The 19880-nt window shown below is 60.2% G+C and carries 26 protein-coding genes; 7 read left to right on the top strand and 19 right to left on the bottom strand.

Annotated elements, in window-relative coordinates; translation table 11 throughout:
• Positions 1-39: 39 nt before the first annotated feature.
• The 13 genes from FZZ85_RS00660 to hisA all read right to left on the bottom strand — a co-directional run bounded on the left by FZZ85_RS00660 (position 40) and on the right by hisA (position 11627).
• Positions 40-942 carry a phosphoribulokinase gene (locus tag FZZ85_RS00660; RefSeq protein ID WP_226399173.1) on the bottom strand — a complete coding sequence of 301 codons (903 nt, stop codon included), beginning with the start codon at positions 940-942 and terminating at the stop codon, positions 40-42.
• Positions 943-1006: 64 nt separating this feature from the next.
• Positions 1007-2080: a 3-isopropylmalate dehydrogenase gene (leuB, locus tag FZZ85_RS00655; protein ID WP_226411931.1), complete on the bottom strand. Its 1074-nt coding sequence runs from the start codon at positions 2078-2080 to the stop codon at positions 1007-1009.
• Between the two features lie 32 nt (positions 2081-2112).
• Complete coding sequence (gene lpxD, locus FZZ85_RS00650; protein ID WP_226411208.1) at positions 2113-3156, bottom strand: UDP-3-O-(3-hydroxymyristoyl)glucosamine N-acyltransferase; 1044 nt, start codon at positions 3154-3156, stop codon at positions 2113-2115.
• 35 nt (positions 3157-3191) lie between these two features.
• Positions 3192-4265 carry a glutamate 5-kinase gene (proB, locus tag FZZ85_RS00645; protein WP_226411206.1) on the bottom strand — a complete coding sequence of 358 codons (1074 nt, stop codon included), beginning with the start codon at positions 4263-4265 and terminating at the stop codon, positions 3192-3194.
• The gene (locus tag FZZ85_RS00640) at positions 4262-4783 is read right to left on the bottom strand and encodes a YqeG family HAD IIIA-type phosphatase (RefSeq protein WP_226411203.1); all 522 of its coding nucleotides are present in this window, start codon (positions 4781-4783) and stop codon (positions 4262-4264) included. The genes proB and FZZ85_RS00640 overlap by 4 nt, the downstream gene beginning before the upstream one ends.
• Positions 4771-5325 (bottom strand): DUF3727 domain-containing protein, encoded by a 555-nt coding sequence (locus FZZ85_RS00635; protein ID WP_226411201.1) that lies wholly within the window; start codon positions 5323-5325, stop codon positions 4771-4773. Before FZZ85_RS00635 ends, FZZ85_RS00640 begins: the two co-directional genes overlap by 13 nt.
• Before the next feature lie 20 nt (positions 5326-5345).
• Positions 5346-5822, bottom strand: coding sequence for a Holliday junction resolvase RuvX (gene ruvX, locus FZZ85_RS00630; RefSeq protein ID WP_226411199.1), 477 nt, complete (start codon positions 5820-5822; stop codon positions 5346-5348).
• Positions 5822-6853 (bottom strand): hypothetical protein, encoded by a 1032-nt coding sequence (locus tag FZZ85_RS00625; RefSeq protein WP_226411197.1) that lies wholly within the window; start codon positions 6851-6853, stop codon positions 5822-5824. The genes ruvX and FZZ85_RS00625 overlap by 1 nt, the downstream gene beginning before the upstream one ends.
• A gap of 38 nt (positions 6854-6891) precedes the next feature.
• Positions 6892-8052 (bottom strand): F420-0:Gamma-glutamyl ligase, encoded by a 1161-nt coding sequence (locus FZZ85_RS00620; protein WP_226411195.1) that lies wholly within the window; start codon positions 8050-8052, stop codon positions 6892-6894.
• Between the two features lie 64 nt (positions 8053-8116).
• The gene (locus FZZ85_RS00615; protein WP_226411193.1) at positions 8117-8683 is read right to left on the bottom strand and encodes a thylakoid membrane photosystem I accumulation factor; all 567 of its coding nucleotides are present in this window, start codon (positions 8681-8683) and stop codon (positions 8117-8119) included.
• Positions 8684-8698: 15 nt separating this feature from the next.
• Positions 8699-10294 carry a DUF3685 domain-containing protein gene (locus FZZ85_RS00610; RefSeq protein ID WP_226411929.1) on the bottom strand — a complete coding sequence of 532 codons (1596 nt, stop codon included), beginning with the start codon at positions 10292-10294 and terminating at the stop codon, positions 8699-8701.
• A 68-nt stretch (positions 10295-10362) separates the two neighbouring features.
• Entirely contained in the window at positions 10363-10731 is a 369-nt protein-coding gene (locus tag FZZ85_RS00605) for a Fur family transcriptional regulator (protein ID WP_226411927.1), read from the bottom strand.
• Positions 10732-10859: 128 nt separating this feature from the next.
• A complete protein-coding gene (hisA, locus tag FZZ85_RS00600; RefSeq protein WP_226411191.1) occupies positions 10860-11627 on the bottom strand; it encodes a 1-(5-phosphoribosyl)-5-[(5-phosphoribosylamino)methylideneamino]imidazole-4-carboxamide isomerase in 768 nt (255 codons plus the stop codon).
• A 71-nt stretch (positions 11628-11698) separates the two neighbouring features.
• On the opposite strand from hisA, the gene FZZ85_RS00595 reads away from it, so the two are divergent.
• Positions 11699-12619, top strand: coding sequence for an NAD-dependent epimerase/dehydratase family protein (locus tag FZZ85_RS00595; RefSeq protein WP_226411925.1), 921 nt, complete (start codon positions 11699-11701; stop codon positions 12617-12619).
• Here FZZ85_RS00595 and FZZ85_RS00590 read toward each other — a convergent pair.
• Positions 12588-13124 (bottom strand): CDP-alcohol phosphatidyltransferase family protein, encoded by a 537-nt coding sequence (locus tag FZZ85_RS00590; protein ID WP_226411190.1) that lies wholly within the window; start codon positions 13122-13124, stop codon positions 12588-12590. The two genes, FZZ85_RS00595 and FZZ85_RS00590, sit on opposite strands and share 32 nt — an antisense overlap.
• 31 nt (positions 13125-13155) lie before the next feature.
• On the opposite strand from FZZ85_RS00590, the gene FZZ85_RS00585 reads away from it, so the two are divergent.
• On the top strand, positions 13156-13629 hold the full coding sequence (locus FZZ85_RS00585) for a CBS domain-containing protein (RefSeq protein WP_226411188.1): 474 nt from the start codon (positions 13156-13158) through the stop codon (positions 13627-13629).
• 1 nt (position 13630) lies between these two features.
• Here FZZ85_RS00585 and FZZ85_RS00580 read toward each other — a convergent pair whose 3' ends face one another.
• Positions 13631-14104, bottom strand: a complete 474-nt coding sequence (locus tag FZZ85_RS00580) for a hypothetical protein (RefSeq protein WP_226411186.1) — start codon at positions 14102-14104, stop codon at positions 13631-13633.
• 227 nt (positions 14105-14331) lie between these two features.
• Here FZZ85_RS00580 and FZZ85_RS00575 point away from each other — a divergent pair, with 227 nt between their 5' ends.
• The 3 genes from FZZ85_RS00575 to FZZ85_RS00565 all read left to right on the top strand — a co-directional run bounded on the left by FZZ85_RS00575 (position 14332) and on the right by FZZ85_RS00565 (position 15561).
• Positions 14332-14496: a hypothetical protein gene (locus tag FZZ85_RS00575; RefSeq protein ID WP_226411184.1), complete on the top strand. Its 165-nt coding sequence runs from the start codon at positions 14332-14334 to the stop codon at positions 14494-14496.
• A gap of 286 nt (positions 14497-14782) precedes the next feature.
• Positions 14783-14992, top strand: coding sequence for a hypothetical protein (locus FZZ85_RS00570; RefSeq protein WP_226411182.1), 210 nt, complete (start codon positions 14783-14785; stop codon positions 14990-14992).
• Between the two features lie 278 nt (positions 14993-15270).
• Positions 15271-15561, top strand: a complete 291-nt coding sequence (locus tag FZZ85_RS00565) for a 2Fe-2S iron-sulfur cluster-binding protein (protein ID WP_226411180.1) — start codon at positions 15271-15273, stop codon at positions 15559-15561.
• A gap of 902 nt (positions 15562-16463) precedes the next feature.
• Here the strand turns inward: FZZ85_RS00565 and dcd are convergent.
• Positions 16464-16988 (bottom strand): dCTP deaminase, encoded by a 525-nt coding sequence (dcd, locus tag FZZ85_RS00560; RefSeq protein WP_226411178.1) that lies wholly within the window; start codon positions 16986-16988, stop codon positions 16464-16466.
• Positions 16989-17673: 685 nt separating this feature from the next.
• Here dcd and FZZ85_RS00555 point away from each other — a divergent pair.
• Positions 17674-18117, top strand: coding sequence for a hypothetical protein (locus FZZ85_RS00555; protein ID WP_226411176.1), 444 nt, complete (start codon positions 17674-17676; stop codon positions 18115-18117).
• Positions 18117-18482, top strand: coding sequence for a hypothetical protein (locus FZZ85_RS00550; protein ID WP_226411174.1), 366 nt, complete (start codon positions 18117-18119; stop codon positions 18480-18482). Before FZZ85_RS00555 ends, FZZ85_RS00550 begins: the two co-directional genes overlap by 1 nt.
• 306 nt (positions 18483-18788) lie before the next feature.
• Here FZZ85_RS00550 and FZZ85_RS00545 read toward each other — a convergent pair whose 3' ends face one another.
• From FZZ85_RS00545 to FZZ85_RS00535, 3 genes are read right to left on the bottom strand one after another with little or no spacing between them, the layout of a single operon-like run.
• On the bottom strand, positions 18789-19109 hold the full coding sequence (locus FZZ85_RS00545; protein WP_370631089.1) for a hypothetical protein: 321 nt from the start codon (positions 19107-19109) through the stop codon (positions 18789-18791).
• Positions 19088-19285, bottom strand: a complete 198-nt coding sequence (locus FZZ85_RS00540) for a hypothetical protein (protein WP_226411172.1) — start codon at positions 19283-19285, stop codon at positions 19088-19090. Before FZZ85_RS00540 ends, FZZ85_RS00545 begins: the two co-directional genes overlap by 22 nt.
• Before the next feature lie 28 nt (positions 19286-19313).
• Positions 19314-19829, bottom strand: a complete 516-nt coding sequence (locus FZZ85_RS00535) for a 4'-phosphopantetheinyl transferase superfamily protein (protein ID WP_226411170.1) — start codon at positions 19827-19829, stop codon at positions 19314-19316.
• Between the last annotated feature and the right edge of the window lie 51 nt (positions 19830-19880).

Genomic DNA, 19880 nt, shown 5'->3' with positions numbered 1-19880 from the left:
TGAGCCCATTGTAAAGACGATTGTTGGTAGGAGAAGCGATCAGCTGGCCTTGTTCTTCTCTTCGATCATGCGGTGAATGATCGGGGTGAGAATCAGCTCCATGGCGAAACCCATCTTGCCGCCGTTCACCACAATGCTGGTAGGGCTCGACATGAAGGAATCGTGGATCATGTTCAGCAGATAACCGAAGTCGATCCCCCACTTCTCACGAGCACCTTTGCGGAAGTGGATGATCACGAAGCTTTCATCCGGGGTGGGAATGTTCCGGCAGATGAAGGGATTGGAGGTGTCCACAGTGGGAACCCTCTGGAAATTGATGTCGGTCTGGCTGAACTGAGGGCAGATGTGATTGATGTAATCAGGCATCCGGCGCAGGATCGTATCAACGATGGCCTCAGCGGAATAACCACGCTCAGCGTTGTCACGGTGGATCTTCTGAATCCACTCGAGGTTGGTGATCGGCACCACACCCACCAAGAGGTCGGCCAGGGCGGACACGTCGTAACCCTCGCCCTTCACACCACCATGAAGGCCTTCGTAGAACAGCACGTCAGTGCCTGAGGGGATGTCTTCCCAAGGCGTGAACTGACCCGGCTCGAGGTTGACGCCAAGACGGGCGTTGTGTTCAGCAGCTTCTTCGACGCTGTGAAGGTAGTAGCGCTTCTGACCAGCACCGGTTTCGCCGTAGGTGCGGAAAAGTTCCTCGAGCTTGTCGAAAAGGTTGGCCTCAGGGCCGAAGTGAGAGAAGTTCTCACCCTTGGCCAGGGCATCCGCCATGGCCTGTTTCATGGGCATCCGCTCGTAGCGGTGGTAGCTATCGCCTTCCACCACTGCAGGGGTAATGCCTTCCCTCGCAAAGATGTGCTCGAAGGCGCGCTTGACGGTGCTGGTTCCCGCTCCGGAAGAACCGGTAACAGCGACAACCGGATGACGCTTCGACATCGACGCAGGGACTACGGGCTCGGCGATCCTGCCAGATCAGGGCCCGATTGCACCAATCTCGGGCTTAAAGAGCTTTAAGCAATTGCTCACCCATGGCGCGACAACCCAGCTGGATGCAGCCTTCTGCCATCAGATCACCGGTGCGGAAGCCACCGGCCAGAACGGCATCGACGGCCGCTTCCAGATCATCGGCGGCCGCGGATTCTTTCAAACCAATGCGCAGCATCATTGCGGCCGACAGCACCATGGCCATGGGGTTGGCCTTGTCCTGACCGGCGATGTCAGGGGCGGAACCGTGCACAGGCTCAAACAGACCAGGTCCCTCACTGCCAAGGGAGGCCGAGGGCAGCATGCCGATGGAGCCGGTAAGCATCGCTGCCTCGTCGCTGAGGATATCGCCGAAAAGGTTGCCGGTGAGCAGCACATCGAACTGGCGTGGATCACGCACCAGCTGCATCGCCGCGTTGTCCACATACATGTGACTCACCTCCACACCGCCATAGGTGGGCGCCATGGCATCAACCCGGTCCCGCCAGAGCTGGCTGACATCGAGCACATTTGCCTTGTCCACCGAGCAGAGCCGGCCCCGCCGTTCCTGGGCGATTTCAAAGGCCACCTTTGCAATCCGATCCACCTCCGAGGCGGAGTAGGTCATGGTGTTGAAACCGCGCTCCTCCCCCTCGGTCTGGATGCGTCCCTTGGGCTGACCGAAATAAATCCCCCCGGTGAGTTCCCGCACCACCATCAAATCCACCCCGTCGATCACCTCACGCTTGAGGCTGCTGGCATCGATGAGGGCCGGAACAATCTTCACCGGCCGCAGATTGGCGAACAGCTCCATACCGGAGCGCAGGCCAAGCAAGCCTGTCTCTGGCCGTTTCTCGCGGGGAAGGCTGTCGAAGCGGGGGCTGCCGATGGCGGCCAGCAACACCGCATCGGCAGCCTTGCAGGCCTCCAGGGTGCTAGTGGGCAACGGCTCACCGGTGGCATCGATGGCGCTGCCGCCGATGGGCTGCTCTTCGAAGCTCAGCGAAAAATCATGGCGCTGGCTCACCACCTCCAGCAGCTGACGGGCGACAGCGGTGATCTCGGGGCCGATGCCATCACCGGGCAGGAGAACGACGCGGTGCTGAGCCATGACGGTGCTGTGCGGCAGGTCGACCGCTGAGGTTACTGAGGGGTGTCGCGTTTCAGCTCCCGCAGGGTCTTGGCCATCTCCGGCAGCTTGCTGAAGGTGACGGCGCATCGCAGCCAGAGGCGATTCGGAATCGCGGGAAAACCACTCACCACCTCTCCGGGGGCCACATCACCGGTAATGCCGGTCTTGGAGCTGGCGATGACGCGATCGCCGACGACAACACGATTGGCGACCCCGACCTGGCCCGCCAGGATTACCCCCTGACCGATCCGGGCGCCGCCGGCGATGCCCACCTGGGACGCGAAGGCACAGCCACGCCCAGTGGTGACCCCATGACCGATCTGCACAAGGTTGTCGATCTTGGTGCCGGCACCAATGCGGGTCTCCCCAACGGAAGGGCGATCGATGGTGGTGCAGCTGCCCACCTCAACGCCGTCTTCAATAACCACCTGGCCGGTCTGCGGCATTTTTCGCCATCCTTTCGCTGTCGGCACGAAGCCAAAGCCCTCGGAGCCGACAACGGCATTGGAGTTCACCACACAGCCACGTCCGAGACGACTGCCGGGATGGAGCACGGCATTGGCGTGCAGCTCGCAGCCATCACCCACCACCACGTCTGCGTAGATCACGACCCCAGGATGAACGATGCAGTCGGCACCAAGGCGGCTTCCCTCACCGATGCATACCCGCGGGCCCACCGCCGTGCCTGGGCCCACCACAGCCCGTTCATCGATCACCGCCGAGGGGTGAATCTCCGCCAAGGGCCGGCGGCGGGGATGCAACTGATCGAGGGCTTCAGCAAAAGCCAGGCGCGGATCAGCGAAGACCGCAAAGGCGATGCCACGCTGCGACGCCAGATCAATCAGATCCTGTTGATCGGGTAGCAACAGGGCACCCACGCCGCTGGCACCCAAGGCCGAAGTGAGGGCGTTGCCCTTCTCCAAAAAGCTGATCTGCTCAGCTGAGGCCTGATCGAGCGAAGCAGCACCTTCAAGCCATGGGTCCAAGCCCGCCTGGCTCCAGCGCAAGCCTGCATCACCGGTCTGCAAAACCTTGATCAGGGTGCTGAAACGCATGGAGGCCAGAACATTCCGGCGGATCGTAGACGTGGTTACCGACTGCGAAGCACCAGACCATCGCGATGCACCACCACCGGGGAGGACTCCCCCGGCGATGGATCATTCATCGCGGCCCGCAGCTGGTCGCTGTCCATCGAACAGAGGCCACGGCCCAGGTCCTCGCCCTGGGGGTCCAGCAACTGAACGGGTTGATTGGCTGCGAAATCGCCCCGCACCGCTGTCACACCCACCAGCAGCAGAGACGCGCCACGGTGCTGCAGCGCATCACAGGCCCCCGCATCCAGCTGCAGTTCACCCTCAGGCCGAAGCACGTGGGCGAGCCAACTGCGTCGATTACCCAGAGGTTCGGGGTGGGGATGGAACACTGTCCCCCCCCGTTCCCCCTGCAACAAGGCCTCGAGGCGAGCGGTGTCGCGGCCATCGGCGAGCTGCACAGTGATGCCACTAGCGGTGGCGATGCGGGCTGCCGCCAGCTTCGTGGTCATGCCGCCGGTGCCCCAGCGACCGCCGTCGCCGGCCCCCTGTTCGAGCTGGTCCAGCTCCCGGGGGTGGCGAACATCCGAGATCGGTTCGGCATTGGCATCAACCCGCGGATCGGAGGAATAAAGGCGGTCAACATCCGTGAGCAGGATTAGTTGCTGCGCTTCAACAGCGGCGGCCACCAAAGCCGAAAGGGTGTCGTTGTCGCCGAAGCGCAACTCCGCCGGCGAGAGGGCATCGTTCTCGTTGATCACCGGCAGCACCCCCCAGCTCAGCAGCTGCCGCAAGGTGCCCGAAGCGTTCTGATAGCGACGGCGATCGGCCAGATCGGAGCGGGTCAGCAACACTTGAGCCACGGAATAGCCGTGGCGTTCCATCGCTCCCTCATAAAGAGCCATGAGCGCGCCCTGCCCGATGGCTGCAGCGGCCTGCAGAGCAACAACCGTGTCAGGTCGACTGGAGAGAGCCAGCTTCTGGCAGCCCAGCCCAACGGCACCACTGGTGACCAGCACCACCTGATCCCCCCGGGCCATGGCCTCTGCGAAGCAGCGGGCGTAGCCATCAATTGTGGCGGCTGTCTCCCCCCGAAGCAGGCTGGTACCGACTTTCACGACCCACAGGGTCATGCTGAAGGCGCCCCCATGACGCGGGCCATGGCGCGTTCAAACCGCTGCACTCGGTCATGGCGGCAGGGCTTGCCATCCTCTCGAACCGGACGCACCAACACCGTGTAAAGCCCCATCCGGTTGCCGCAGAGCACATCTGTGAACACACGGTCTCCGATCATCGCGATCGCCTCCGGTGGCAGCGCGAGATCGCGAACCACGCTGCGCAGGGCGCCACGCCGGGGCTTGCCAGCACCAAAGGTGAAGCTGACCTCCAGCTGATCAGCCACAGCGGCAATCCGATCGCGGGAGGGGTTGTTGCTGAACAGATGCAGTTGCAGGCGGCGGCCGGCATCAACCAGCCAGTCGCGCACAGGCCCTGGCAAGGTCACATCACGACCGGGCAGGAGGGTGCGGTCGACATCGATCACAGCAGCCATCAGGCCATGGGCCGTGAGGTGGGGTATCGAAAGCTGGGCAATGGTGAGATGCGAATCCCAATCAGGGGTCAACCAATGCTGTGCCGTCAATCCGGCCATTCACGCTCCTCCAGTTCGGCCTCAATCAAGGGTTGAACGCGGTCGAGCTCATCGTCGCTCAGAAGCACCGCCTGACCATCGACCATCCGCACCAACACCAGGAAAGGATCGAGCGGGATGTAAAGGCCGTATTCCTCCGCTTCGACCATGAAGCTCACCAGCAGTTCAAAGGTCTCGGCGTCCTCATCAACGTCGTCATCGTCCTCCAGCTCATCGAGCTCGTCCTGATCCGGCTCCTCCAATTCACCACTGACGGTGAGGGTGATCGCCGATCGCACCAAGACCAGGTCGTGCTCCTGGAGCACCACATCAGCCACCGAGAGAATCGGCTCGCTGCTGGCGACTTCCGTGATCGGCACTGGCTCAGCATCGTCATTAAGCCGAAACAGCGACACGGGCGTGTCGACCGGCGAGAGCAGGGCGTAGTCCTGCCCCTCGATGGGGATCAGATGCTCGAGGAAGCACAGCAGGTCATGGCCCTCGCGGTCGCGTACCAGCAAGGTGGGGTGATCGCTGCTCTTACCGGGGCCCGACTCAGACATAGACGCGGCTCTGACTGGGCTTAGGATCCACCATCGCCCGCCCCGGCGCCCGACCTTGACGCACTCTGTTGGGCCGGTTTGAGCTCCGGACCCTCCTCCAGCCACTGCTCCAGCAGCAGGGCAGCGGCTGCACTGTCCAGACGCCCGCTGCGGTCACCCGTCAACCCGAACTGTTCACCGGCCGCCCAGGTGCTGCTGTGTTCATTCACCCAGGCCAGGGGCAGCTCAAGGGCGGCTGCCAGCCGCAGGCCGTAACGCTGGCAATGCTCCGCCTGGGCAGTGGGCTGGCCCGCGGCATCCAGGGGCAATCCCACCACGAGCCCCTGCACTGAGCGTTCGCGGCAATGAGACCGCAGAACGACCAGATCGGCATCAAAGCGACCGCGACGCAGGGCAGTAAGGGGGGTGACGCTAATGCCGAGGGCATCGCAGCCGGCCAGGCCGATACGCCGCCGGCCCACATCAAGGCTGAGGATCGAACAGGGACGCGGGCGCATCAGTGCCGATCACCCAGGCTTGGCGTGGGAAGGGGTGTGCCCTGGGGCCGCAAACGGCCCAGCACCTGATCGAGCGATCGGGACAGCTGCGAGTTGCGCTGGGGTGACTGACGCCGCCACATGCTTCGTCCGAGCAGCAGCTGCTCTTCGCCGCGGGTCCACCCCTCGGCCTCCAAGATCCGGCTGAGGGGTGCATCGTCAAACGCTGTGAGCAGCCCACGGGGGCGGCCGCGCTGAATGATTCCGTTCAAAATGTGGGGAAGGGCCTGATCCAGCCGGGGATCCCAGGCGACGTCACGCATCAGCTCCAGGAAACCGGCCTCGCCCGCGTCGGGAAGGCGGATGCAGCCTGCAAGAACAGCGTCTCCGGCCATGAGCACGCCGCAGCCGGGTCCGTTCCGGTCCAGCAGATCCAGCCAATGGCGGTCGGTGATCTGACGCAGGTGGCTGTGGCTGCCGCCCTGCTCGATCGGCCACAGCAACTGGGCGGTGCGGCGGTTCAATGCCGCCCAACGCAGACCCGCAGGCAGCTGATCGCTGCCCATTGACTCAACCTCGCCACCTGGTGGACACCAGCACTGATATGGGCGAAGCGGTTGAAAACCAAGCTCCCGCAGCAGGGCGATGGCATCGGCATCGGTGGCCGGACAACGGATCACCCAGCTGCAAATCTGGGCCGTCCAGGACTGCAGGGCCTGCTGAAGCAAGGACTGCTGAATGATGCGATGGCTGTGATCGTCCACCGGCCCCAGCAGCTCCGGCAAATGGAGGATCCAGCAGCTGCCGCGGCGGTTGAACGGCCGCGCCACAACACTGGCCACCGGGCGATCAGCATCAAGGGCCATCAAGCAACGAGGCGAGCGGCTGGGAAGCAGATCAGGGAAGCGCTGCTCGACTCTTGAAAGCCATTCACCGATCAGAAAGCCCTGAAACCGTGAGAGCTGATTGATCGGCGCGTCTTGATTCCACTGCGCTAGGTGGGCCGGATTGAGGGGCTCAATACGGATGGAGGTTGTCTTGGGTTCTGTCACCGGACACCCTCCAAGCCCAACTGTTCACAATGTATCGCTCATTCCAGGCCTGGCCGCACCAAGACCAGGGGGGTGCGCTCATTGGCATTGCCAGCGGGATTGGGGCGCAGGGCCCGACCCAGCAAGCCCTCATCACATCCGGGGCTGGAAGCCAGTACCTTCACTCGGCCGAGGTCGTTGACGTCGACGATGGCTACGTCAACCCCGAGTTCAGCAGAGGCATCACGACAGAACTGCTCGGCCTGCGATGGACCCAAAACGATGGTCTGGTCGTAGGGCGGTGTGGTTCCGGTGATGTCGTCGATCAAGCGAGCCTGATCACCGGCGAGGCGATAGAAGCCCCCGGGGATGCCCACCAGCTTCATCAGCAGGCCCCCCAGCCAGGCCGCAAGCACCCGCGTCGGGCCCACCAAATCGATCAAGGTCTGCATGCCGCAGGCAGTCGCCAGGCTGCTGGTGGGGTGGAACACACGGCAAGCCAGACGCGCCACCATGCCTGGTTCCACCTCACTGGGATGGCGATAGCGCCCCTGGATCACAGCCACGGGGGTCTCGCCGATGGTGAGTATGTCGCCGGGCTGGACCAAATCGGCGGCATAGGTCCGCAAGACGTCAATGGAGTCATCCAGGGGTCCGAGCAGGTGGGTGCGCAGCGGCAGCACACGGCAGCCCTCCCCCTGGCGGAAGTTGGCTTGATCGGGCTGCAGGGGTTTAGGACGGGTCAGGGGAACCAGCACGCCCTGACGGCGCTGCAAGCGACCGAAGGGTCCGTAATTCACCCAGTGGGCATCCACCCAGAGGCTGTCAACCCGGGCCGATGGCGTTGGTCCGGTGATCTCGATCGAAACCCGAGCACGCGTGGTCTTGCGTCCTTTGACGATGTAAGCCGCCCAGTAGCCGTCCGCCCTGGTCTCCTCATCGGGATGGTCAGCAATGATCCGCGTTTTCACCTCCAGACCGGCGGGGTCGAAGGACCCAAGCAGAACGGGTTCGACCCGCAGCTCCGGCACAAAAACCTCCATGCGGGGGTGGGGGTTGCTGATCTCCAACACACCTTCGATGCGGAGCCGGCCGCTCAGATCATCGACGCGCCAGTTGCGAGGAGTCATCCGCAACGGCGAAGCCGGTCTCAGGCGGTGGCGGAGCTCCAACCAGGCCACGGCGAGTCCAAGGCCTAGCGGAGCAAGCAGCAGCGACACAGCGGATCCGGCTCAGCGACCGGGACAACTGGCCGGCAGCGTAGGCGCCGTGGCTGTGGGCGTCTCAGTTAGCGGTGACTTCGATGTTCACTTCGTTGAAGCTGCCTTCCTGGTTAATCCGCCCTAGATCGGGAGCGGGAAGACCGGTGGAGGCGCTAATGGCATCGTTGATCGCCGCCAGGGGAACCTGACCCTTCTGATCGAGAACAATCCGGCCATCGGTACCGATCACCACCACCTGAGGAATGGTTCCGGACCAATAGGTGGCTGGATCACCGGCCCCCAGGGCTTCACGGCCCTGTAGCGGATCGGTGGAGAGCGGCAGCAGATCAATGCTGCGGCCCCAAAGCCGTTGCAGTTCAGACACCACCGGAGCGAAGCGTTTGCTCACGGCGCTGTCATCCAAGTAGTAGATGATCACGGCCGTGCGTCCCTCCGCAAGGGACTCCTCCAGAGTGTTAGCGGGAGGCACCAACGAACCGTTGCCGGCGTAGAGGGCATAGATGTTGCCGTCGTAGCTGTCACTGTTCAACACAGCGGCGGCTGGAGCGACATGGAGCAGCAGCGCGATCGAAACGGTGATCAGACAGCGCACCAAAGCAAGCATCAAGCCGAAGCAGCGGATCGCCATTGTGGACCCAGGCGCCTAACCGCGGCCGAAGCTGCGTCCCATGCCCTGGGCAATGCCCCGCCCAACTAGACCGATAGCGCGACCCAGCACCTGAGTGAGCAGGATCACAGCAAGGTCGCCGATCCGGCGCACCAGGGCCTGCACCTGAGGTGCGAGGGCATCCCTGGCTTCCAACAGCAAGGCCACCTGCCGCTGCCACCAACCCAGCTGATTGAGCTCTTTATCGCGGGGCTCCGTCAGCAGCAGCGGTTCGATGCGACCTGAGCGCAACTGGAAAAGGGTGCGCTGGCTTTCGTAGAGCTGAATGGGGCGCTCAACCCAATCCGCCCAACGCAGCTGGGTGTTCAAGCGGTTCCTGAGGCGATCGAGTTCCCGGGTCGCCAGTAGGGGATCCCGCAGCAGATAACGACGCAGCTCCGGCCAGTCACCACAGGCATCCAACAGTTCGGCACCAATCAGTTCAGCTGTCCTAACCAGCCAATTGCTGACCAGGGTTTCCAGCTGCAGGAAGGCCCTGGGATCATCGGCCGGCAGCAGCAAGCCATTCACCAGCATCGGCTGATCGGCCACCAGCGGGGCCAGCATTCCGGTTGGATCCGGCAGCTCGCCGTCCGCACCGGTGAGATCAGCACGGCTGAGCAGCGATGCAACCACCGGTTGCAGCTCGCCGTCGCAGGGGATCTGAACGTAGCTGCCGGCCAAAGCGGTGAGGGCCTGCTGGCGCAACTCGGGCTGAAGGGCATCCCAGGATTGGGCTATCGCAATGCTGTCCTGGCGGCTGCGCAGGCGCTGCAAGACCTGATCAAGCTGTTGCAGCAAAGCCAGAAGCAACTCCCGGCGGCGATCCGGGTGCAGACCTTCAATCGCCAGCAGACGGCCGGTGGAATTAGTCAATCCCGCCTGAACCGATGCATCGATGCGGTCTCTGATGGCATCCCAAACCGCAACGGCATTGCGTTCGCGCAGGCTGATCGCCGTGGTGGTGGGTAATCCATTGCTGGACGCGGATGGGGCCAAAGGCTCCGCATGCTCGAGGCCCATTTGCAGCGGCCCCCAAAGCCAGAGCAGCAAGCCCTTTGCGAAGCGCAATTCGCGTCGGCGACCCTGGAGCAGAAGGAACAGCAACGGTTGCTCCGGGGGCGGATTGAGCAGGGCCTCCACCCGCCGGAGGTCGCGGCTTACCTGCTGCAGGCCACTCACCAGCAACCACTGCCCCAGGCCCATGGTTTGACCCTGGTTCTGGGTCTCCGAAGCAGCCTCAAGGCGAATATCACGACCACCCTGCAGCAGGGTTTCAATGGCGTTCTGGAGGCCCTGTGCATCAACGTTTTGAAGCAGGCCGGCGGCCGGCAGCTCCAGTAGCTGTTCCCGCGACAGGAGTAGCCCGCTGGGAAGCAGCAGCAACACCGGGGCGGGCTGCCAGCGCTCCTGAAGGGCGAACAGCTCCTGCTGAATCGCCGACAATGAGGCCACGGTGTCGATCGACCAGATCACGAGGGCAGGGGAGCCCTTCAGGCGCTCAGGACGAAGCACCACCTCCCAATCGGTGCGGGCGGAGGTGAGTTTCAGCGCCAGCGACTCCCCGAACAGATCCGGAGCAAGCAGCAACATCCGCACCGGCGAAGGGGAGGCCAAGCGTTGAACCCGAAAGAGTTGGGCTCAAGGTAACGAGCTTCTGCTCAGTTCTCCAGGGTGCGCCGGCCGTTCAATTGCAGGGTGTACGACTCGATGCAAAAGCCGGTGCGCTGTTCGATCTGAAGCAACAGGTCGTCGGGAAGAACAACGTCGATGTCTTCGATCGAACCACTGTCCAGACAGGTGAGATGGCTATGAGGATCACTCCGGTAGCCATACAGGCGACCACTGGCACGGTCGAGACATTCGATGACGCCTGCCGACTGCAGGGCTTCGAGGTTCTGATACACCGATGTGTGGCCGATGCTCCGCCCCCTCAGATTCAATTGTTCAAAAATGTCTCGAGCACTTAGGTGGCTCTTTTCGCTCCAGAGCAGGTCGAGCACCATGCGGCGCTGACGGCTGAGGCGCATCCCCAGACCCCGGCATTGCTCAAACACCTCCTGCAAGCTACCCGCGGGGGACAGCGTGCTGCTCTTGCCGGCGGCTGCTCTTACCACAGAAGGTGCCTGCTCCCTTAACCATAAGGCCCTAGGCCTGTTCAGGCGATGTCTGCCGCCACGGAGGTGACGTCTTGAAGCCTTGCCTCACCCAACGCGGCGATGGCCTCCGCCAGGTCAACACGGCCGTCATAGAGGGCTCGGCCAACGATCACTCCCGTCACACCAAGAGGCTCCAAGGGCAGAAGCGACAGGAGATCGGCCATGCAACCGATACCACCGGAGGCGATCACCGGAACAGCGCTGCATTGCGCCATGGTTCTCAAGGCCTCCAGGTTGGGGCCGGCGAGGGTTCCGTCGGTGGCGATGTCGGTGGTGATGATCGCCGCGATGCCAGCAGCACTGAACTGCTTGGCCAGATCGGTAGCTAGAACATCGCTCTGCTCGATCCAGCCCCGGGTGGCCACCCGGCCATTTTTGGCATCAATGCCAACAACAATGCGGCCGGGATGAAGTTGGGCCAACTCCTGGACCAACTGCGGCTGTTCAATCGCCACCGTGCCGAGGATGACCCGATCCAGGCCACAGGCGATCAACTCTTCGGCACGCCCAAGCGAGCGCACACCACCACCGAGCTGAACAGGAATGTCGAGAGCGGAGGTGATGGCCCGCACCGCTGCGTCATTGATCGGCTCACCCCGTTTGGCGCCATCGAGATCCACCAGGTGCAAACGGGTTGCCCCCTGGCTCTGCCAGCTGAGGGCCTGAGCCACAGGATCCTCACTGAATCGGGTCACCTGGTCGTAATCCCCCTGGTGGAGCCGGACGCAGGCACCATCGAGCAAATCAATTGCGGGAAGGATCTCCATCGGAGGCGGACCAGAGACCCTCCATCCTGCAGCGCCACGCTTCAATGGCTGCGCTTTTCGGGCCCAAGTGCATGAAGATCCTGGTGATGGGGGGAACCCGCTTCGTGGGCAGGCCCCTGGTGGCCCGCCTACATGCCCAGGGCCATGCACTCACCCTGTTCACCCGCGGCAAGAACCCCGTTCCCGCCGGTGTGGAACATCTCTGTGGAGATCGCAGCAACGATGAAGGTCTAAGCGCACTGCAGGGCCGCAACTTCGATGTGATCGTTGATAGTTCCGGACGCAAGCAGGAGGACAGCAGCCGCGTGGTGGCCATCACTGGGGCCCCCAGCCATCGCTTTGTATATGTGAGTTCAGCCGGGGTGTATGCAGATTCGGAACAGTGGCCCCTGGATGAATCCAGCCCCATCGATCCGCAGAGCCGTCACGCCGGCAAGGCCGACACCGAAGCCTGGCTGCGCAAAGAAGGTATCTCCTTCACCAGCTTCCGGCCGACCTACATCTACGGGCCGGGCAACTACAACCCGGTGGAACGCTGGTTCTTCGATCGCATCGTGCACAATCGCCCCATTCCCCTCCCCGGTGACGGCAGCACGATCACCCAATTGGGCCATGTGGAGGATCTAGCGGAGGCAATGGCCCGTTGCATCGAGGTGGATGCAGCGGCCAACCGCATCTTCAACTGCTCCGGCAAACAGGGCATCAGCTTCCGGGGCCTGATCCGCGCCGCCGCCGTGGCTTGCGGCCGCGATCCCGATGGCCTCGATCTGCGCAGCTTCAACCCCAGCGATCTGGACCCCAAGGCCCGCAAGGCCTTCCCACTGCGGCTCAATCACTTTCTTACCGACATCACCCGGGTGGAACGCGAGTTGGCCTGGCAACCGAGCTTTGACCTGGCCAAGGGCCTGGCCGACAGCTACAGCAACGACTACGCCAAGAGTCCAACCGCAGCTCCAGACTTCAGTTCTGACGTGGCGCTGATCGGGGCATGAGGTAACCCAGGGCTGAGCTCAGAGCCAGGGCAAGGGAGGGCCAGAACAGCCACCAGCCCAGGCTCTGAAGCTCGGGAGCATGGATCCAACCGGCAGGCCAGAGCATCAGCAACAGGCTGAGGAACTGAAGAATCGTCTTGGCTTTGCCCGACAACGAGGCCGGCCCCCCATCGCTGACTTGGGACCGCCAGCCAGAGATCAGCAGTTCACGTGCCAACAACAACCAGACCGCCCAGAGCGGCAGCACGGCGGACGACGCCAGCCAGAGCAACGGTGCCGCGATCAACACCTTGTCAGTGAGGGGATCCAGGCGAGCGCCCCAGCTGCTGCCGCCCCCTGCGCGACGGGCCAGCCAGCCATCGGCCGCATCACTGAGGCCGGCCAGCAGCAGCAACCACCAGGCCGAGCCCTGCCAGCCGAACTGCAGGGCAAGGATCAGCGGGAAACCGGCAACAGCTCGCGCCACAGTGAGTCCGTTGGCAATCGAACGCAAAGACAGAAACAACTCTCAGAATGTGGTGAGCTGAACCTTGATCATGGTCCTGCAGCTGACGGTGGCTGATGTGATGACCAAGCCTGTTCTGACGGTCACGCCCGACACCCCGTTGCAGCAAGCCGTGCAGATCATCAGCGATCACCACGTGAGTGGTTTACCGGTGGTGGACGCAGAAGGGCGTCTGATCGGCGAGCTGACGGAGCAAGATCTGATGGTGCGGGAAAGCGGCGTTGATGCCGGCCCTTACGTGATGCTGCTGGACAGCGTGATCTACCTGCGCAATCCCTTGAACTGGGACAAGCAGGTGCACCAGGTGCTCGGCACCAACGTGAGCGATTTGATGCGCAAGGACTCCCACAGTTGTAGGAACGACCTACCGCTGCCCAAAGCAGCATCCCAGCTGCATGAGAGGGGCACGCAGCGCCTGTTCGTTCTCGACGGGAACAAATGTCCCATCGGCGTGATCACGCGGGGCGACGTGGTGCGCGCCCTCGCCTCCCATCAAAAGAGCTGATTCATCGGGCCAGCCGAATCCAGATCGCAATCCGTTGAATCGAACAGAAACCGACAAAGTCACCCAGTTTGAGTTGGGTAAGACGATCGCTGTTGAGCCATGGGCGTACGACGAGGTTATGAACCACTCCGAAGGGACCGCGGAGGCTGAGTTCATGGTCGTTCTCCGAGATCTTCACCACCTCCGCGGTGCCTGTCCCCATCGCCACCCTGGCGCCCTTGCGCACCTCACTGAAATCCTCCGAAAGGATCACGTCTTCTCGCTTGAAGCTGAGGCTGCTGGCGGAGCCTTTGCTTAGGTCCACCACAAGGCCATCCAGAACGTCGACGATCACCTCATTGCCGTTGTGCACCCCAGCTGTTTTGAGCCCGCCCCCCATGGTGTTCAACAGAGTGTGGCCGTAGGGGCTCTGAAGCTCCATCACCTGCTGATGCGGCTTGAACTGCAGCAGCGTTACCTGCACCTGCGAGAGCACGAACGCCTCCAGCAGCTCTGCCTTCAGGTTGGTGCGGAGATCAGCACGGCCCCTGAGCAGCGATTGCGACGTTGACGCACTTCACCAACTGGTCCTTCGTTCTCCCTTTCCAATCTGATAGTGCGTTTTGTTCTGTTCGTTTGTTTGGTGGCAGCTGTGCCCCTCCCTCCAGAGCCATGCGTTCCCCACAGCAGAAATCGAGAAAAACGACTTCCTCGATCTTGTTGATGGAGAAGGCAAACATGCGGATCCAGGCCCGAGGGGTTGATGCGGTCAATGCTGAAGCCCGAACCCAGGGCTTGGCGTTTCATGCCCTGGGCTACTGGTCGCCAGAGAGTCACGGCTTTGTGAAAACTGCTCCGGGGGACTGCAACGGTGTGTTCAAGCGCTAAGGGCGTTCCGCCGTTTGCGATGCATGAGCAGGCTGCACGCGGTTATCCACGCGCAACGGCGAGAAAAGAACGAGGTTGCCCGCCACCAAACCTGCGGTGACAACAACAGCCGCGAGAACCTCTAAGCCTTCCAATATTTTGGCTTGCATGCCTCGAGCATGCGCCCTTGGGTTGCCAATGGCGAGGCCATGTCTGGCTTTCAACGTGTGCAAACAAACGGAGTCAGTTGATACCTCAACCGTCGAACCAGGAGAGTTACGACGGAGCAGTTGATGCGCCCAGACCTGTGTCGCTCATCTCACGATTTCACGCCGACACAGGTGATGTGCCTCCGATCAAGTTCGAGACCGGGCATCAGGGGAAGGAGGCGGAACGCCTGACTCGATTCATCTGGAATCAAGTTATTCAACTGCTGCTGGCAGGCAAGGAGTTAGAAGCCAACTCGCTGTTGGAAGAATTTGATGAACCACTCCTTTGGGACGACCCAATCGACTAACAGACCATGGGAACTCCACTCACGCAATGGCTTCAGCTGGTGGGCTGGGTGCTGCTCGCCACAACCCTGATTTGCTTGAGTGCGACAGGGGTTTTCTGAGTTGATCAGTTGAATCAAAACACCCTCTTCAGCAATCGATCTAATCTGCAAAATCAGAGATCAATGACATCGGAATTAATCCTGTATGACTTGCTACATCGATCCCGAAGTCTTCCTTGAATGAATTAGCTGCGGCATCCAATCGGATTTTTGATTGATGCATGCATTGATTGAAACCAATGGCTTCGTATCAGATCACAGTCTCCACATCCGAAGGGTCGTCGACCTTTGCGTGTGCCGACGATCAGTACATCCTGGATGCTGCAGAGGAAGCTGGTGCTGACCTGCCCTATTCATGCCGAGCTGGCGCCTGCTCCACCTGCGCGGGCAAGCTTTCGAGTGGCTCTCTTGATCAATCGGATCAGAGCTTCTTAGACGACGAACAGATCTCCAAAGGCTTCGCCCTGCTTTGCGTGGCTTACCCGACAAGTGATTGTCAGATCGCAGGGGAAGCTGAAGAAGACCTCTGATCATCTTTGGGCTGAAGGGAGCGGGGAGGTATCCCTATCGCCCCGCTTTTATGTTCAAGGTTTGGCCCTAGCGATCATGGATCGTCCCAAAAAAAAAAACCCGGCGTTTAATACCGGGACCTCCGCCTCTCATTACATCAACCAGTTCTAGCAAAGTGCGTAAGCACTTATACGCACGGTTCATATGACTTCTTACGGCGAAGAACGGTCAAACCCTGTCTCTGTTTTTTTTGACCAGCTCCAGTCCATTCACTTGAGCAATCACGTGATTCGCCCAGGCTGAATTCACCACGCGATAGGTGCCCAATGTAGCCATTGACTTAGTGCGAGCGTTCACAAAAGCTTTGAACTCCGTCTTGAAGCAGATTTCTCTCCTCCATTGAGCGTCATCGTCTTGGCGTTCGATGCAATACATGCCGTGAAGCTCTATCAGCACATACAAGCCAGGCAATGCTCAAACGCAGTGAAATTGCAGAACCGCTTCGGGATTGCCTCTTCAATTCCTCACAGTGGCTTGTTGCAGCGGTAGCAGGTGATGCATAAGTGCTCCCTCTGACTTGCACCTGCAAGGAGCGGCGAAGCGAGGCTCGTCGTAGGGATTAGACGCCAAAGAAAGCAAGGACTGCTTCTAAGGCTCCGAGACCCAACAGGAAAACAGCCGTGAGCAAGGCAAAGTCTTTTTTTGAGTTAGCCACAGATGCAACGGTTGCTCCGACGAATGCCAACAGAACAAACCTAAAGAGAATCGGAAGGGTGAACATTGCGGAGGATGTACGCCTCCGATGAGTTTTGTAAACCCGCTGCGGTGCAGGGAGTTAGCGGCTCAATACCAATGTTGAGTTCCTTAATTCCTCTCGAAGGAGGTAATCAGGATGACCAAAGGCATCACCCTCCCCCCCCCCTTAAAAACTGCCCTGGCTCTGCCCAGCGAAGCGGCCCGCGTAGTGCTCTTCACCATCCATCCGCTGAAAGATGAACTGACAGATCAGCGTGCCCGGCACCACCGCCAGTGGAGCCGGGCCGAAATTGCTCATTTCCAGCACCTGCTGACTGTCGATCCCCGGCCCCATGAATGGCGCACTGATATGCACCATCAACCCCAGGCGAGCAAAGCGACTGCGGCCCTCAAGCCAACCGCAAAGGCCTGGACCAAGCTTGACCCGCTCGCGGGTGATCCCCAGTACGGTCTCCCCCGGCATGATCAAGATGTGCCCGCCCTCTGGGATCTCCAGCTTGTCGGTGCATTCGCGGTAATCGGTGTGATCGCGAACCTCGATCACTTCATGCACCTTGCGGAACACCCGAAACATTGAGCCGAGGGTGAGGTCCAGCGATGCAGGCCCGACATTGCCGGCGCTGAAAGGCGTGATAGCGATCAGACCGTCATCAACCGCTTGAAGAATGGCCTGACGCCCAAGCACCGCCATGGGTCGATCCCTTGATGGGACATGAGTATGGACGCCTCAGACGCCTGGGTGCTCAAACAGAACCGTCGATCGCTCTGACTCGCTCAGTTCGGCAGCATCTTGCTCCTGAGACGGCTTAAGCGGTGGAGCTTCGGGAAGCCGGAATGCTTTTTCGAGATCTGTCTTGATGGCACCAAAGGGGTAGGTCATAAAAAAGAGGACTGCCCACAGCCCCCTCGGAAAGACTTGGCGACGCATCACTGCGTCTTCGTTACAATAGTAAACAAAGTTTTGTATTGGGAGTCATGGCCTTCACCACCCAGGACCTGCTCATCGCGTTCGGCAGCTTCGGCATGGCCGTCTTCGCCCTGAACCTTTACAAACTGACAAAGCCGGCCAACGGCTGATCACATTGGACGCTCAAAGAGCCGGAGCCGGCGACCTTCATCGGTTTGTACGTCCCCTGAGTGGAAGCAGCCCAGCTCTGTTGGGGGAACCCGCATGCCGACGTGAGTCGAAAAATGAGCAGAGCTCCTTACCCTTAGTCGCCAACACGAGCACAAAAGCAGCGAGTGAGAGGAGAGCTGTGAGAAGCACTCGCATCCAGCTCTGAACAAAAGAAATTTAAGTCTGGTCGGAAGATCCCCTCGGTGAAGCCCCTCGAAGAAGAAACTCCTCCTTAGGCTGATCTCAGGAACCCTGGACAATGGAAAAAACCAGAGAGCCGGTTGGTCATCTCAGCTCGATCGTCGGGATCGGCCTCTTACTGATTGGCCTCGTTGTCTTTGGAGTTGTCGAACAGAAGGCCTGGAGCCATCAAGCGGAACTCACCAAAAATTTTGAAGCATGCATGGAGAGCGCTCCATTCAAAAAGTCTCTACGTGTGCCGAGACCAGAGGCTGTGCTGACAGCAAAGCAACTGCAAAACCACTTTGACGCTTTTGATCAGATGATCAAAGAGACAGGTTTACCGCCAATTTGGGATGGGAAAACCTTGATTCCTTGGAAGAAATACCACAAAAACTCAATTGAGTTCGCAAGGCAATGCCACGGCCAGCTGGGCATCAATCAGCCTCAACGACAACTAAAGGGGAGCTACTCCAAACCCGTCTGGGATCCCAACTCTCCAATCTGGCGGCAGGCTGATTGATGAGCACGCCTCGATTTAAAGGGCTCTACTTGAAAGCCACCGGTGATCCATGCTGCTTCTCATTTGTGACGTACACACCACAAACCAAAGAACAGATGGTTGCTTATGGAGGCCTAGATGAAAGCGAAGAATATTTTAATCCAGTAATTTTTGATTTTCTTTTGTTCGCATCAGAAGCTGTACTTAGAGCACCATCTGGCGACTCATTCCCCATCAAATACGACGACGTCTCGATCATCACATCACGACAAAGAGGCTCGGGCATTCAGCACGAATACCTGATCAGGCTCTCAGGCCAAGACTGGAATGATTCGAAACAATCTGCAATTGATCAACTTCAAGATGTGTTAACGAGTGAGCAATGAATGGAGCTCGGCTCACAGATTCGCGCGATTAAAAAAAGCAGCGAACCGCCAAGGGACAGCCGAGTCCTTTAGCTTGCCTGCTTCAAAAGTGATCACCATAATTCCAGAGCCCCACGAACCCTTTGAATCCAACAAAAAGGAAGACTCGATCTTCCTTTTTGGTTCAATGTTCATTGTGATTTTACTCCTCCTACTTTAAAAGAGAAGCTACTGATCCCGAACAGCAAACAAAAAGGACTTGCCTGACATTAACAGGTGCTTTTGGGCTGCTTAATTAACATTAACGAACAATTTGCTAGGCAATTTTCAACGGCTCGGCAGGCTCACCTGATACATCGTGTCGTCAGCAGGCTTCCACTGCACAAGATGAAGTCGATCGATGTTGTTGTTTTCCAAACAATCCCAAATCGTGGTGCCTGAAAGTATTGCCATCGACCACATATCTCCCTGGCTCTTCATCTGCTTGCGATTTCGATCTTTCCATTCCGTCCAATTGATTTTTGGATAGGAGCCCACCTGCTCACTCAGAATCACAACAGTGAATTCCACCGAACCCGAACCAAAACCGCCTTCAACTCTAAGTTGTTGAACTGCAATTCCTTGGTTCAGCCCACCGGTTTGCGCCATATCCGCCAGACGAGCCAGCCCGTTATCCCGAGCCAGAGGAACGCCACGGCCGAGAGGATCGGGACGACGATCAGATAGCTCCACACCCCCAGGGCCACCCAAGCCAGCAAAGACGTGATCAACGCCTTCTGGAAGTTGTTGGCCTCAGCCAGACGTTGCTGAAGACGAGATCTCACGCTGTTGCTCGATGCTCCACCCCTTCCTCTAGCCACGGATCCCCTCAGCGACCGCAACACTGAAGCCCTCCTGGGTCCACAGGCTGAGGGCGTAGCGCGAGCCATGCAGCCATGCCGCAGCCCCATCCGGCGCAATGATCACGTTGGCAAGTCCGCCGCCCAGTCCCAGTCCCGCTGCCTTCAACACTGCCTCCTTCGCCGTCCAGGCCTGAATCAACGTCCAGTGCTGCAGGCAGGCTGTCGCATCAGCGGCCGAGGCAAACATGCGCCGCTTCAACAGTTCAGAGGCCACACGCAACGGCCGGTCCAGCGCTTCAACATCAATTCCAATCGGATCAGGTCCCACCACACCAAGGCTGAGCAAACCGGTGTTGGAAATGCTGTGGTGCAGAAGGGAATCGCGCAGCTGCGGCTTGCCATAAATCGTGCGGCCGATGTCATCCGCAGCAACCACCTGGCCTGCATCGGCGAACAGTCGGCAGGTGAGGCTGTCGCTCAAGGCCCGCTGCTCAGCGCGCGTTGGGGGTTGGGGGAGATGCGCCACCAAAACCCGACGTTGCGTGCTGGGGATCGACCACCAAGACCAAACGGCTTC

Source organism: Synechococcus sp. MU1642, assembly GCF_020514115.1.
Lineage (GTDB): Bacteria > Cyanobacteriota > Cyanobacteriia > PCC-6307 > Cyanobiaceae > Parasynechococcus.
Note: the sequence above shows the minus strand (reverse complement) of the source record. Positions and strands in the feature narration are given on the sequence as shown.

What these genes read in the sequence shown, in the direction of transcription:
- FZZ85_RS00555 (WP_226411176.1), top strand. Translation starts at nt 17,674, where the DNA reads ATGGAAAAAACCAGAGAGCCGGTTGGTCATCTCAGCTCGATCGTCGGG.
- FZZ85_RS00610 (WP_226411929.1), bottom strand. Translation starts at nt 10,294, where the DNA reads ATGTTGCTGCTTGCTCCGGATCTGTTCGGGGAGTCGCTGGCGCTGAAA.
- hisA (WP_226411191.1), bottom strand. Translation starts at nt 11,627, where the DNA reads ATGGAGATCCTTCCCGCAATTGATTTGCTCGATGGTGCCTGCGTCCGG.
- FZZ85_RS00660 (WP_226399173.1), bottom strand. Translation starts at nt 942, where the DNA reads ATGTCGAAGCGTCATCCGGTTGTCGCTGTTACCGGTTCTTCCGGAGCG.
- FZZ85_RS00615 (WP_226411193.1), bottom strand. Translation starts at nt 8,683, where the DNA reads ATGGCGATCCGCTGCTTCGGCTTGATGCTTGCTTTGGTGCGCTGTCTG.
- proB (WP_226411206.1), bottom strand. Translation starts at nt 4,265, where the DNA reads ATGACCCTGTGGGTCGTGAAAGTCGGTACCAGCCTGCTTCGGGGGGAG.
- FZZ85_RS00595 (WP_226411925.1), top strand. Translation starts at nt 11,699, where the DNA reads ATGAAGATCCTGGTGATGGGGGGAACCCGCTTCGTGGGCAGGCCCCTG.
- FZZ85_RS00635 (WP_226411201.1), bottom strand. Translation starts at nt 5,325, where the DNA reads ATGTCTGAGTCGGGCCCCGGTAAGAGCAGCGATCACCCCACCTTGCTG.
- FZZ85_RS00565 (WP_226411180.1), top strand. Translation starts at nt 15,271, where the DNA reads ATGGCTTCGTATCAGATCACAGTCTCCACATCCGAAGGGTCGTCGACC.
- ruvX (WP_226411199.1), bottom strand. Translation starts at nt 5,822, where the DNA reads ATGCGCCCGCGTCCCTGTTCGATCCTCAGCCTTGATGTGGGCCGGCGG.
- FZZ85_RS00545 (WP_370631089.1), bottom strand. Translation starts at nt 19,109, where the DNA reads ATGGCGCAAACCGGTGGGCTGAACCAAGGAATTGCAGTTCAACAACTT.
- FZZ85_RS00575 (WP_226411184.1), top strand. Translation starts at nt 14,332, where the DNA reads ATGGAGAAGGCAAACATGCGGATCCAGGCCCGAGGGGTTGATGCGGTC.
- dcd (WP_226411178.1), bottom strand. Translation starts at nt 16,988, where the DNA reads ATGGCGGTGCTTGGGCGTCAGGCCATTCTTCAAGCGGTTGATGACGGT.
- FZZ85_RS00585 (WP_226411188.1), top strand. Translation starts at nt 13,156, where the DNA reads ATGGTCCTGCAGCTGACGGTGGCTGATGTGATGACCAAGCCTGTTCTG.
- lpxD (WP_226411208.1), bottom strand. Translation starts at nt 3,156, where the DNA reads ATGCGTTTCAGCACCCTGATCAAGGTTTTGCAGACCGGTGATGCAGGC.
- FZZ85_RS00605 (WP_226411927.1), bottom strand. Translation starts at nt 10,731, where the DNA reads ATGCGCCTCAGCCGTCAGCGCCGCATGGTGCTCGACCTGCTCTGGAGC.
- leuB (WP_226411931.1), bottom strand. Translation starts at nt 2,080, where the DNA reads ATGGCTCAGCACCGCGTCGTTCTCCTGCCCGGTGATGGCATCGGCCCC.
- FZZ85_RS00550 (WP_226411174.1), top strand. Translation starts at nt 18,117, where the DNA reads ATGAGCACGCCTCGATTTAAAGGGCTCTACTTGAAAGCCACCGGTGAT.
- FZZ85_RS00640 (WP_226411203.1), bottom strand. Translation starts at nt 4,783, where the DNA reads ATGGCCGGATTGACGGCACAGCATTGGTTGACCCCTGATTGGGATTCG.